Raw genomic sequence first — 12,960 nt, 5'->3', positions numbered from 1 at the left:
ATGAAAATATACACATTACACACAAAACAGGAGTTGCCCATTTCTGTTGAAGAGGCTTGGGCATTTCTATCAAATCCTAAAAACCTTAAAACGATTACACCAGATTATATGAGTTTTGATATTTTGTCTGGTGCAGACAAACCAATGTTTTCTGGACAAATTATTCAATACATTGTAACTCCTATTTTGGGAATTAAATCAAAATGGGTAACCGAAATCACTCATGTTAAAGACAACACCTATTTTGTAGATGAGCAACGGTTTGGCCCTTACGCCTTATGGCATCATAAACATTTTATAAAACCCATTAATAGCGGTATTGAAATGGAAGATATTGTGCACTACAAACTCCCGTTTGGTTTTCTAGGGCAGCTTTTTCACCCTATATTGGTAAAACCAAAATTAAACGAGATATTCAACTACCGGCAACAAAAACTTATGGACTTATTTGGTGAATTTAAATAATGGCACAGCATTTTAAAATACATAAACCTTACGGCTATTTAAGTCAGTTTGTTAATAATCAAAATAAACGTCGTAATAAAAAGCTACTAGGTGAACTTGGTGAGTTTCCCAAAAATATTATGGCTGTTGGGAGACTCGATGAAACCTCTGAAGGCTTATTACTATTAACGACTTGTGGAAAAACAAGTCATTACATAAACAGCTCCAAAGTTGAAAAAGAATATCTGGCACAAGTTGATGGTGTAATTACAGAAGAAGCCATAAATCAACTTAAAACTGGTGTTACCATTAGTATTAATGGAAAATCCTATCAAACAAAACCTTGTCAAGTAACTACAAATATTAATCCAAATCATTTCCCTATAGAAAAGCGCCATGTTCGTGACTCTCGTCATGGACCTACTTCCTGGGTAAGCATTACACTTACCGAAGGAAAATTTAGACAAGTACGAAAAATGACAGCCAAAGTAGGATTTCCAACCTTACGTTTAGTTCGTATTCGTATTGGAAATATTATTCTAGATATCAATTCAAGTGACTATAAACCATTAAAGGAAAACGAATTACCCTATGAATAAGCCTGTAAATATTTTTTGGTTTCGTCGTGATTTACGATGGGAAGACAATGTTGGCTTATGTCATGCTTTAAACAACGGTTTACCTGTCCTACCAATATTTATTTTCGATACAGAAATCTTGGATAAGTTACCAAAGGACGATGCACGCGTGACATTCATATTCAACACTTTGCAGCAAATGCGTAGTTATATTAAAGGTAAACAAAATAGTAGTTTGGCACTTTTCAATGGAAAACCTATTGATGTTTTTAAAACACTGACGGCAAATTATACCATTAACACCGTATTTACCAACCACGATTACGAACCTTATGCCCAAAAACGTGACAAGGATATTGAAACGTTTTTAAAGGGGAAGAATATTGCTTTTAAAACTTACAAAGACCACGTTATTTTTGAAAAAAATGAAGTTGTAAAAAACGATGGCAATCCTTATGTAGTATACACACCTTATATGAAAACCTGGAAAGCCAAGTTTAAAACCATTCAACTTAAAACCTATGACACAAAACCACTCCTTAAAAATTTAATTAAAGAAAATAATCTACCTAACTTAAGTTTAAATGATATAGGATTTAAAACATCCTCACAAAATATTACTGATTATACTGTGTCACCAGAGCTTATTCAAAACTACGAAGCCACACGTAATTTTCCAGCCAAAGATGCGACATCACATTTAGGGCCACATTTACGGTTTGGTACAGTAAGTATTCGTGAAATGATAAAAAAAGCCATAACAGAACCCAACGAAACCTTTTGGCAAGAACTTATCTGGCGTGAGTTTTTTATACAAATTTTGTGGCACTTTCCACATACGGTTACCAAAAGCTTTAAACCAAAATACGACCGTATTGAATGGCGTAATAACGAAATCGAGTTTAAAGCCTGGTGTGAAGGCAAAACAGGATATCCTTTGGTTGATGCTGGAATGCGAGAACTTAACAAAACAGGTTATATGCACAATCGCGTTAGAATGCTAGTAGGTAGTTTCTTATGTAAACATTTGCTAATCGATTGGCGTTGGGGCGAAACTTATTTTGCCGAAAAACTTCACGATTATGAAATGGCAAGTAATATTGGTAACTGGCAATGGGTAGCTGGGTCTGGTGTTGATGCTGCTCCTTATTTTAGAATTTTCAATCCCACTACACAGATTAAAAAATTTGATAAAGACCATACATACATCAAAAAATGGGTGCCAGAATATCAAGAACTAACTTACCCAAAACCTATTGTAGATCATAGAGAAGCACGTGAACGTTGCTTAGCAACTTATAAAAACGCTTTAAACTAAAAAAAACGCCTGCACAAATGCAGACGTTTTTAATTATTTATGATAATATAAATTGTTTAATCTAAGCGTTCAATTTTAGCGCCTATAGCTTGTAAGCGTTCTACAATGTGTTCGTAACCACGATCAATTTGTTCAATATTATGAATAGTTGATGTTCCTTTGGCCGATAAAGCAGCGATTAATAATGAAATACCCGCACGAATATCTGGCGAGGTCATTGTAGTGGCTTTTAGTTGCGATTTAAAATCATGACCAATTACAGTCGCTCTATGTGGATCGCATAAAATAATTTTTGCGCCCATATCGATTAACTTATCAACAAAGAATAAACGACTTTCAAACATTTTTTGATGTACTAAAACACTACCTCTAGCTTGGGTAGCAACAACTAAAATAATACTTAACAAATCTGGTGTAAATCCAGGCCAAGGTGCATCGGAAACGGTTAAAATAGAACCATCTATATAGCTTTGTATTTCGTAACCATCGGTATGTGCTGGAATATGAATATCGTCACCTTGTTGCTCAACCGTAATCCCTAACTTTCTAAATACATTAGGAATTTGTCCTAAATCGTCCCAACTTACATTTTTAATAGTCAGCTCACTTTTGGTCATCGCAGCCAAGCCAATCCAACTACCAATTTCAATCATATCTGGCAACATGGTATGTTCAGTTCCGCCTAATGTATCAACGCCTTCAATGGTTAATAAATTAGAGCCTATTCCTGAAATTTTTGCGCCCATTCTGTTGAGCATCTTACACAATTGCTGCAAATAAGGTTCGCAAGCTGCATTGTAAATAGTGGTTGTACCCTCGGCCAAAACTGCTGCCATAACTATATTGGCCGTTCCCGTTACTGAAGCTTCATCAAGCAACATATAGGTTCCAGTAAGTTTATCGGCTTCTACACCGTAAAAATACTCTTCCCTGTTGTAACGAAATTTTGCGCCAAGGTTAATAAAACCTTCAAAATGCGTATCTAATCTACGACGACCAATCTTGTCGCCTCCTGGTTTTGGGATATAACCTTTGCCAAAACGAGCCAATAACGGCCCAACAATCATAATCGACCCACGAAGACCACGACCATCTTGTTTAAATTCTGCCGATTCTAAATATTTTAAGTTAATATCGTCTGCTTGAAAAGAATAAGACGATGTTGAGAGCTTTTCAACTTTTACTCCAAGTTTCCCTAAAAGAACAATTAATTTATTGACATCGACAATGTCTGGAATGTTCTTGATAGTTACTTTTTCTGGAGTAAGAAGCACCGCACAAAGAATTTGTAGGGCTTCGTTTTTGGCGCCTTGGGGTTGGATACTTCCTTTTAATTGATGGCCGCCTTCAATTTTAAAAATTCCCATTTTGGTAGTTTAGTAGCGTTTACGGTTTCGGTTCTTTTTTCCTTTCTTGTTACTATGATGGCGTTGTTTTTTGCCACGCATTAAACTTGAGGCATCTGTTAAATCTTCATCAGATGTTTTTAAATTTATTTTCCCGTCTGATAATTCATACAAATGTTGAAAAATTACGGCATCGTCTACAGTATCTTTGTTCCAGTTTAAGAAACATTTTTTCATGTGGTTTGCAATGGTGTATGCCAAGGCTTCTTTTTTATCACCTTCTTCCCAAGTACATGCTACATCTATCATGGTTTTTATATTGTTACCATAAAATCTGTATTTAGGGTGATTTTGTGGGTAACGTAATGGTTCTGGACGTTCTTGAAGTTTATCTTTGGAAGGTTTTTCGAATGGAGAGTCAACATCTAATTCAAAATTAGACATGATAAATAACTGATCCCAAAGTTTGTGTTGAAAATCTGTTACATCTCTTAAATGGGGTTGTAAATTCCCCATAACATCAATAATTGATTTTGCTACTTTATTTCTTTCGTCTCTATTTTCAACGGTTTTGGCATGGTTTACCATTTTTTGAATATGCCTTCCGTATTCTGGAATAATCAAATGTTCTCTTTCTGAGTTATATTCTAAATTGTCTATCAAAATGTGTTGCGGATTAAAATTGTCTTGAAGTCATTTTCCTTAAGCGCAAAATACAAAAAATAATTATAGGCTAATAACACCTTCTACTTTTTCTCCAACTTCTATGTATTTTTCTATAACATGCTCTGGATTACGCATTAACAAGTTAATAGACACACTGGTATATTTACCATTTTTAGATTCAGCTGTTTTAATAACAGCGCCCATATTGTTAAATATAGCTTCTATTTCGGCTATTTTATGCGAATCAGATTTCACAATAAACTTATAGAGGTATTCAGCTGGCCATGAATTATTTTCATAAAGTTGTGACTTTAGTTTTTCGTAAAATTCTTCTGTTTTTTTATTTAATTCCATAGTCTTTATATCTATCTAGCAAAGATACACTTTAGTTTCTATTTTTTATTTCCCTTTTAAATTACGATTTTTACAGCTAAAACCTTGCCGATTTGAAAACAAAAAAAATAGTTATAACTGGTGGCCCAGGTACAGGAAAAACATCGCTTATTAACGAACTTAAAACTCGTGGCTACATTTGCTACGATGAAGTTTCTAGAGACGTTATACTAGAAGCCCGCAAAGAAGGTATTGAACAGCTGTTTCTTACAAAGCCGCTTTTGTTTAGCGAACGTCTTTTAGAAGGCCGAAAACAGCAATATATTGAAGCTAATAATTCTAAGTCAGATCTCATTTTTTTAGATCGTGGTATTCCTGATGTCTTGGCTTATATGGACTACGCTAATGAAACTTATCCTAATCACTTTGTTAACGCTAGTCAAAACCATACTTATGACGCTGTGTTTGTTCTAGCTCCTTGGGAAGCCATATTTGAAAGCGACAATGAGCGTTACGAGAACTTTAAACAAGCAGAAGAAATTCATGATTATTTATTGTCAACCTATAAAAAGTTTGATTATAATTTAACTGATGTTCCTTTGGATACTATTGAAAATCGTGTTGATTTTTTACTTAACCATTTGAGCATCATATAATGCAACAACCCTTAGACATATTGGAGCGTTTTTGGGGATATACCTCGTTTAAACCGTTACAAGATGTTGTTATAAATGATGTTTTAAATGGTAATGACACTTTGGCACTTATGCCAACAGGTGGCGGAAAATCTATGTGTTTTCAAATACCTGCATTAATAAAGGATGGTATTTGCATTGTTGTATCGCCTTTAGTGGCTTTAATGAAAGACCAAGTACAACAACTAAATAATAAAGGCATAAAAGCGCTTTGTTTAACTAGCGGGATTTCTTATAGTGATTTAGATACGTTTTTAGATAACTGTATTTATGGAAATTATAAATTTCTATATTTATCGCCCGAGCGACTTCAACAAGAATTAGTACAAGATCGAATTAGGCAAATGAATGTTAACCTAATTGCTGTAGATGAAGCTCATTGTATCTCGCAATGGGGAAACGATTTTCGTCCAGCATACAAAAACATTAGTCTATTAAGAGAGTTAAAGCCACATGTTAATTGTATTGCTTTAACGGCTTCGGCAACAGAAAAAGTTGTTGAAGATATTGTTACAAACTTAGATTTTGTTTCACCTAAAATACACAAACAATCTTTTGAGCGCTCTAACTTAGCTTACATGGTTTTTCATGAAGAGGACAAACTTTATAGGCTAGAAACTATTCTAAAAAAGAATCCTGCTTCATCTATCGTTTATGTTAGAAACCGAAAAGCAACTCTAGATACAGCTTCTAAGCTAGAGCAATTAGGATTCTCTGCTACTTATTACCACGGCGGATTATCTAATAAAGAGAAAGAGCAACATCAATACCAATGGATTAACAATCAAAAAATGGTTATGGTTGCTACCAATGCGTTTGGTATGGGCATTGACAAACCCAATGTAAAAACCGTTATTCATTTACATTTACCCGAAAGTATTGAAAGTTATTTTCAAGAAGCTGGACGTGCTGGTAGAAATGGCAACAAAGCGTTTGCCGTAATCTTAAAAAATAATAGCGATAAACAACTGGTAGAAAATCAGTTTTTAAGCATTTTACCTGCTATAAAAAAAGTCAAGCATATTTATAAAAAACTATGCAACTACTTTCAAATTTCTTATGGAGAAGGAAGCTATGAAACGTTTGATTTTAAGTTTAACCATTTCTGCAAAACATACGAACTAAATGGGCTTTTAGCATACAATACATTATTAATGCTAGATAGAACAAGTGTTATTACACTTTCCAAACAGTTTAATAAAAAAACAACGGTTAAGTTTATTGTAACTGATACAACTTTATTTGCTTATTTAAGCAAACAATCCTTAAAAGTTACCCTTATCGTAAAAACTATTTTACGAACTTACGGCGGTATTTTTGAACACGATATAAAAATAAACCCTGTTTTAGTTTCTAGTAAGTCTAACATTTCTGAGGACGATGTTATTCAGGTTTTAAAACAATTGGAAGCCGATAACATTATTGCACTTTACCTTACAACTACAGATGCACAAATTACCTTTATTGAACCTCGAGAAGACGATAAAACTATTAATAGAATATCGCATATTATCAAGCAACAAAATGAACTAAAGCAGCAACAAGTCTCTTCTATATTAAAATACATTGACAACACCACGACTTGTCGCAGTGTACAATTACTATCCTATTTTGGCGAAACCAATACAAGAGGCTGTGGAATTTGTTCGGTTTGCATTCAACAAAAAACAAAAACAACACCTCTTGTAAACGATGTAAAAGCCTTAATTTTGCATCATTTAAAAGTAACTCATAAAAGTTCTAGAGAACTAACAGAGCTTACAAAGCTATCTAAAAACAGTATACACCAAGCTATAAAACAACTTTTAGAAGAAGGTGTTATTAGTGTAACGGTAAAAAACACATACAAAATCAATAAAAAATGACAAATAAATTACGCATTGTTTTTATGGGAACGCCAGATTTTGCTGTAGCGACATTGCAATCTCTATTAGACCATAATTATAATATAGTTGGCGTTATTACAGCTCCCGACAAACCTGCTGGACGCGGTAGAAAACTCCATGAAAGCGCGGTAAAAGTATTTGCCAAGAAACACGATTTACATATTTTACAACCTACAAACTTAAAAGACCAAGATTTTATTGAAGACTTAAAAAGCCTTCAAGCCAACTTACAAATAGTTGTTGCCTTTAGAATGCTTCCTAAAGTTGTCTGGCAAATGCCAGAATTAGGAACGTTTAACCTTCATGCGTCCTTATTACCTAACTACCGTGGTGCAGCCCCAATTAATTGGGCTATTATTAACGGTGAAACCAAAACAGGTGTTTCCACCTTCTTTATTGATGAAAAAATTGACACAGGTGAAATGATACTTCAAAAGGAAGTTCCTATTGATTTTAATGAAAATGCGGGTAGTCTTCACGACAAACTAATGCATACTGGCAAAGAACTGGTTATAGATACTGTACAACTTATAGAACAAGGGAATGTTAAAACAACTCCACAACCACAAATATCAAATATCAAAACAGCCTATAAATTAAATCGAGACAATTGTAAAATAGACTGGCAAAAACCTATACAAGACATCTATAATAAAATCCGTGGGTTAAGTCCGTACCCAGCTGCTTGGACTATTCTAAAAAATGGTGATGAAGAATTAGACGTAAAGATTTACGCAGCCAGTATTAATGAAGATTCCCACACATTTGATATAGGATCCGTCATAACCACAAAAAAAGATATAAAAATTGCTGTAGAAAATGGATTTGTAATAATAGATGATATCAAGTTACCTGGAAAGCGAAAAATGAAAAGTAAAGATCTTTTAAATGGATATCATTTTCAAGAAAATGCTAAAGTGCTCTAAACCCTTATTATCATTGACAAAAACAAAAACATCGGTGAAATACATAGTGGTTATTAACAAATTACCTAAGTTATTAACAAAATGGCGTATTTGCCCTGCCATTACTTGCATGGTTGCATAATCCGTATAAATTTGTAGAGGATTTAACAAAAATTATGTTTAACCAACAATTTATTAATAATTAAATTTAAAATTATGAACAAATCAGATTTAATCGATGCAATGGCAGAACACGCTGGAATTACTAAAGCTGCTGCTAAAAAAGCTTTAGAGTGTATGCTAATCGAAATTGAAGGAGCATTACAAAAAGGAAACCGCGTTTCTTTAGTAGGTTTTGGTTCTTGGTCAGTATCTAGAAGAGCTGCAAGAGAAGGAAGAAACCCACAAACTGGAAAAACTATAAAAATCAAAGCTAAAAACGTAGTAAAGTTTAAAGCTGGTTCAGATTTATCTAGCGCTGTAAACTAAGTTTAAGCTTCTTTTATAAATCATATGAAAGCCTTCTATAATTAGAAGGCTTTTTTAATTAACGTTTTTAAAGATTTGTTTTTTAACATTTTTTTATTAGCTTTAGATAACTAACTCCTAACAGTATGATTACACTTCAGCCAAAAAAGGGTAATTTATTAATCGCCGAACCATCTATAATTGGCGATATCTCTTTTAACAGATCGATTGTTCTTTTAGCAGATCATACTGATGAAGGCTCGATAGGTTTTATTTTAAATAAACCGTTAGATTTTACACTTAACGACATTATTCCATCTATAAACGCTAAGTTTAAAGTTTATAATGGCGGCCCTGTAGAACAGGATAACCTTTACTTTATTCATAAAGTACCCGATTTAATCCCTAATAGTATAGAAATATCTTTAGGCATTTATTGGGGTGGCGACTTTAACCAGGTAGCCGAGCTTATTTCGAATGGCGGACTTACAGAAAGTGATATAAAATTCTTTCTAGGCTATTCGGGCTGGACAACCAATCAACTTGAACAAGAACTTAAACTAAGCTCTTGGGTTGTTACAGAAAATATTTATAAAAAATCTGTTATTGAAAAAGATTACCAATCTTTTTGGAAAGAAAAAATGCTTGAATTAGGTGGCGAATACAGTATTTGGTCTAACGCACCAGAAAATCCAAGTTTTAACTAGATAGCCTTACTTTCACATTAAGTTTTTGCAATAATAACTTAGCAACTTTTGTTGTGTAGGTTTTCTTTCTATATTTCGATATAGGCTGAATCCCTGTTATTACATTTGTTATAAACATTTCGTCTACTCGTTGTAACTCAAAAGGTGATATCGATTCTTCGACCAAAGTATAATCGGGTAGCATTTTAATAATGTCTATAAGTTGTTTTCTTAACACCCCTTTTAAACAACCATCGGAAATTGGTGGCGTTTTTATTTCATTCCCTTTTACTAAAAATAAGTTACCATTTAAAGCTTCTACAACACTTTTATTTGTATTTAACAACAAACAATTTGCTAAATCATTCTCACTAGCATACACACTACCAACTACATTAATCGCTTTGTTATTGGTTTTTAGGGTTGATAATAAATCAGGAGACACATAGTAATCTTTAAATAAATCTACTTCGTAAGCCGATTCATCTAATAAATAAAAATCACTTTCTAAAGAAGTCACAGAAATCACATAACCAACAGCTTTATTTTTTGGCAAATACAAACCTCCTGTTTCTCTAAACACCACTATTTTTACTCTAGCTGTACGTTTACTTAGCTGGTTGGCTTCTACTGTTTTTAAAACCGCTTCTTTAATAAATTCCATAGTAAAACTCATAGGAATTTCCATACGTAAAATGCGCATAGAAGCCATTAACCTAAAATAATGATCTTCTAAAAAAAGAACTTTACCGTGTACTACTTTTATGGTTTCAAAAAGGGCATCGCCATAGTTAAATCCTCTATTGTTGTAAGAAAGCGTGTCTTCGTTTTTACTTAATGTACCGTTAAGATTTATCATTGCTATATCATTAAAAAATCCCGAAAACTCGGGATTTGCAAATATATGATATCTTAAGTGAAAAATATTATGCTGAGCCTAAGACTTGCTTTAAATCGGAAATTTGATTTTCCCAAAGCATTTTTGCTTCATCTAGCTCATCTTCCTCAGTGTAATCAGTTATGATTAATGACACATCTTTAGTGATTTCATCTACTTGAATTTTAATTTCAAAATAGTAAGATGAATCCTCGTCATCAATCCATCTAAATTTAACGCGTTCGCCACTTTTTTTACTTAAAAGTTTGGCTTGCTCTTCTGCCCCGTCCCAAATAAATTTAAAAAGTTCTCCTCTGGAGTTTACATTTTCAGCAAACCATTCTGATAATCCAGAAGGTGTTGATATATATTGGTAAAGCAATTGCGGTGACGCATGAATGGGGAATTCCATTTCGTACTTAATCTTATCGTCCATAGTCCTTAAATAAAAATTATTTGCTCAATATATAGATTAATTAATAAGTTTTAAAACTATTTTTAAAATATTTTAAGCAGATTATGTTTGCTTGATATAAATTTGTTTTTATATTTGCAGCCTTGAAAAACGGCGAGGTAGCTCAGTTGGTTAGAGCGTCGGATTCATAACCCGGAGGTCCCGAGTTCAAATCTCGGTCTCGCTACAAATGTAATCATTTCAAAATAAACGGTTTAGGTTCGCTAAACCGTTTTTTTTATGTCTTTATTAAACGATTTTATTACATTTGAACACAGAAATGAACACGATTTAGAACACGATTCGGAACACAATTTGAGAAAAAAGCCCCAATTTTCAACCCCAAAAATTTACAATGCTAAAGGTGATTTAAGTAAGCGTTGGTATGTCTATTTTTCTTTTAGAAACCCTAAAACGGGAAAATTAGAACGTATGAAAAATATTTATGGCATTGCTAATACTTACAAAAAGAAAGAAGAGCGTTTTGAGGTTTTAAGCATTTATAGAAAAAGACTCCTTATATTACTTAAAAAAGGCTACAATCCTTTTGAGGATAACAAGCATTTAATAAACAAAGAGAGTCAACCTGAAGCCGTAAACACCCAAAACGAAACGTCCTCTATACCAAAACCAATACAACAGCCTATCACCCCAGTAATTCAAAAGCAAGACAACATAGCTACAAGTAATACTGAGCAAGAAACAACAGGCACATCGCTAGAAAAAGCCTTTGGTTTAAGCTTGCACTTAAAAAAGAATGTTGTTAGCGAAAGAACGCTTAAGGATTATCGAGCTCATGCAGATAAATTTATTAGTTGGCTTAAAGATGAACGCCCTAACATAACAACCATAGACATGGTCGATAAGGCTGTTATTATGACGTATCTTAATGAGGTACTATCAAGGTCGAGTGCTAGAAATTGCAATAATTATAGAACCAATCTTAGTTCTTTAATGCAAACTATGGAAGATAACGATATCATTCCCGCTAATCATGTGAAGAAAATAAAGGCGCTAAAAACAAAACCTGAACGTAACAAGACGTATTCTCATAAAACACAGCAAGATATTTTCGACTACTTAAAAACGGAAGATCCTATCCTACTCTTATACATCAAATTTATTTCCTATAACTTTTTAAGACCTATAGAAGTTTGTAGGCTTAAAATTAAAGACATCAATGTTAAGGAGGGATTACTTCAATTTAAGTCAAAAAACAACCCGCTAGAAGTTAAGCGTATTCCCAACATATTATTAAAAGACCTACCTGACTTATCCCTGCTTGATGGCGATATGCATTTATTTACACCAGAAAAAATAGGTGGTTATTGGGATATTGATGAAACAAACAAAAGAAACCACTTCTCTGCGCGCTATAGAAAAGTCGTTAAAAACCATTTTAAGCTTGGTAAAAACTACGGGTTATACAGTTTTAGACACACCTTTATAACCAAGCTTTATCAATCCTTAATAAAAAACAGTACACCGCATGAAGTTAAAAGTAAAATCATGTTAATTACAGGGCATTCAACCATGGATGCTTTAGAGAAATATTTACGTAGTATTGATGCGGCTATCCCTGATGACTATTCGCATTTATTAAAATAGCCTATGAAAGATACTTTTGACACCTTACGCAACAATTTAACCAGATCGTATGTTTTTTACATCCCTAGTAAAGTATATGATGATATTCAGCAAACGCAATTAAAAGATATCATTCCCTATCACATTACGAACACGATTGTTTTTTTAGATGACAACAACAACCCCACAGAAGATACAGACGAACTAAGTAAGGTGGAACTTATTTCTAAGAGCAACTTATTAGAGAAAAATATATTCACACTTATAGATGCCCAAGAAAGCCTAACCGAAAGTCAATTTAAACACCTAATTAATAAGTATTGGGAGCATGTAGAAACGCACACCTATCTAACCCATTTAATGTGTACACATCTTTCGGAATACATTAAAGATGTCTCTAAAAACGTGAGTGATATGTTTGCTTTGCAAAGCAATTATTTTTCAACACATCATTCCGAAATAAAAAGAACGTTTGGAGTGTTATTAACATCAATGTTTAACAACACATTGCTGACTTATAGTAAGAAAAAAAGTAACATTAATAAGACACCTCTTAAGAACAAAAAAACTGTTTCCAGTAAAAAGAAACCTCCTAAAAAACCGCAACTTATTAGTAATGAAAAAGCTGATAGGTATTTATTAGAAACTGTTTTTAATATTCCTTCTAAAATGACAGCAAAAGTTGTCAATACAGTAAACAACACTAAAAAATAATTA

The 12,960-nt window shown here is 33.3% G+C and carries 15 protein-coding genes and 1 tRNA gene; 11 read left to right on the top strand and 5 right to left on the bottom strand.

The genetic code is table 11. The annotated features are described in order from the left end of the window. From R3L15_RS04495 to R3L15_RS04485, 3 genes are read left to right on the top strand one after another with little or no spacing between them, the layout of a single operon-like run. A complete protein-coding gene (locus tag R3L15_RS04495; RefSeq protein ID WP_338733488.1) occupies positions 1 to 465 on the top strand; it encodes an SRPBCC family protein in 465 nt (154 codons plus the stop codon). Then, positions 465 to 1,043, top strand: coding sequence for a pseudouridine synthase (locus R3L15_RS04490; protein WP_338733487.1), 579 nt, complete (start codon positions 465 to 467; stop codon positions 1,041 to 1,043). Before R3L15_RS04495 ends, R3L15_RS04490 begins: the two co-directional genes overlap by 1 nt. Then, a complete protein-coding gene (locus R3L15_RS04485) occupies positions 1,036 to 2,340 on the top strand; it encodes a deoxyribodipyrimidine photo-lyase (protein WP_338733486.1) in 1,305 nt (434 codons plus the stop codon). The genes R3L15_RS04490 and R3L15_RS04485 overlap by 8 nt, the downstream gene beginning before the upstream one ends. A gap of 56 nt (positions 2,341 to 2,396) precedes the next feature. Here R3L15_RS04485 and murA read toward each other — a convergent pair whose 3' ends face one another. From murA to R3L15_RS04470, 3 genes are all read right to left on the bottom strand, one after another. Beyond that, positions 2,397 to 3,707, bottom strand: coding sequence for a UDP-N-acetylglucosamine 1-carboxyvinyltransferase (gene murA, locus R3L15_RS04480; protein ID WP_338733484.1), 1,311 nt, complete (start codon positions 3,705 to 3,707; stop codon positions 2,397 to 2,399). Between the two features lie 9 nt (positions 3,708 to 3,716). Beyond that, positions 3,717 to 4,349, bottom strand: coding sequence for a DUF4290 domain-containing protein (locus R3L15_RS04475; protein WP_125467306.1), 633 nt, complete (start codon positions 4,347 to 4,349; stop codon positions 3,717 to 3,719). A gap of 63 nt (positions 4,350 to 4,412) precedes the next feature. After that, positions 4,413 to 4,706, bottom strand: a complete 294-nt coding sequence (locus tag R3L15_RS04470; protein ID WP_338733482.1) for a DUF493 family protein — start codon at positions 4,704 to 4,706, stop codon at positions 4,413 to 4,415. Positions 4,707 to 4,798: 92 nt separating this feature from the next. On the opposite strand from R3L15_RS04470, the gene R3L15_RS04465 reads away from it, so the two are divergent. From R3L15_RS04465 to R3L15_RS04445, 5 genes are all read left to right on the top strand, one after another. Then, positions 4,799 to 5,341, top strand: a complete 543-nt coding sequence (locus tag R3L15_RS04465) for an ATP-binding protein (protein ID WP_338733480.1) — start codon at positions 4,799 to 4,801, stop codon at positions 5,339 to 5,341. Beyond that, on the top strand, positions 5,341 to 7,245 hold the full coding sequence (locus R3L15_RS04460; protein ID WP_338733479.1) for a RecQ family ATP-dependent DNA helicase: 1,905 nt from the start codon (positions 5,341 to 5,343) through the stop codon (positions 7,243 to 7,245). Before R3L15_RS04465 ends, R3L15_RS04460 begins: the two co-directional genes overlap by 1 nt. Next, positions 7,242 to 8,192: a methionyl-tRNA formyltransferase gene (fmt, locus tag R3L15_RS04455; protein ID WP_338733478.1), complete on the top strand. Its 951-nt coding sequence runs from the start codon at positions 7,242 to 7,244 to the stop codon at positions 8,190 to 8,192. Before R3L15_RS04460 ends, fmt begins: the two co-directional genes overlap by 4 nt. 195 nt (positions 8,193 to 8,387) lie before the next feature. Then, the gene (locus tag R3L15_RS04450) at positions 8,388 to 8,660 is read left to right on the top strand and encodes an HU family DNA-binding protein (RefSeq protein WP_125467311.1); all 273 of its coding nucleotides are present in this window, start codon (positions 8,388 to 8,390) and stop codon (positions 8,658 to 8,660) included. A 125-nt stretch (positions 8,661 to 8,785) separates the two neighbouring features. Next, positions 8,786 to 9,346 carry a YqgE/AlgH family protein gene (locus tag R3L15_RS04445; RefSeq protein WP_338733477.1) on the top strand — a complete coding sequence of 187 codons (561 nt, stop codon included), beginning with the start codon at positions 8,786 to 8,788 and terminating at the stop codon, positions 9,344 to 9,346. Here the strand turns inward: R3L15_RS04445 and R3L15_RS04440 are convergent. After that, positions 9,339 to 10,184: an aminotransferase class IV gene (locus tag R3L15_RS04440; RefSeq protein ID WP_338733476.1), complete on the bottom strand. Its 846-nt coding sequence runs from the start codon at positions 10,182 to 10,184 to the stop codon at positions 9,339 to 9,341. The genes R3L15_RS04445 and R3L15_RS04440 overlap by 8 nt on opposite strands. A 67-nt stretch (positions 10,185 to 10,251) precedes the next feature. Beyond that, entirely contained in the window at positions 10,252 to 10,638 is a 387-nt protein-coding gene (locus tag R3L15_RS04435) for an START-like domain-containing protein (RefSeq protein WP_338733475.1), read from the bottom strand. Positions 10,639 to 10,769: 131 nt separating this feature from the next. Between R3L15_RS04435 and R3L15_RS04430 the strand changes: the two genes are divergently transcribed. The 3 genes from R3L15_RS04430 to R3L15_RS04420 all read left to right on the top strand — a co-directional run bounded on the left by R3L15_RS04430 (position 10,770) and on the right by R3L15_RS04420 (position 12,957). Continuing rightward, positions 10,770 to 10,843 (top strand) — tRNA-Met (locus tag R3L15_RS04430). Positions 10,844 to 10,896: 53 nt separating this feature from the next. After that, positions 10,897 to 12,264, top strand: coding sequence for a site-specific integrase (locus R3L15_RS04425; protein WP_338733474.1), 1,368 nt, complete (start codon positions 10,897 to 10,899; stop codon positions 12,262 to 12,264). 3 nt (positions 12,265 to 12,267) lie between these two features. Continuing rightward, positions 12,268 to 12,957 (top strand): hypothetical protein, encoded by a 690-nt coding sequence (locus tag R3L15_RS04420; protein WP_338733473.1) that lies wholly within the window; start codon positions 12,268 to 12,270, stop codon positions 12,955 to 12,957. Positions 12,958 to 12,960 lie beyond the last annotated feature (3 nt).

The sequence above is a fragment of the Mangrovimonas cancribranchiae genome (assembly GCF_037126245.1).
Taxonomy (GTDB): Bacteria; Bacteroidota; Bacteroidia; order Flavobacteriales; family Flavobacteriaceae; genus Mangrovimonas; species Mangrovimonas cancribranchiae.
The sequence above is the reverse complement of the archived record's forward strand: the minus strand, read 5'-3'. Positions and strand labels throughout refer to the sequence as shown.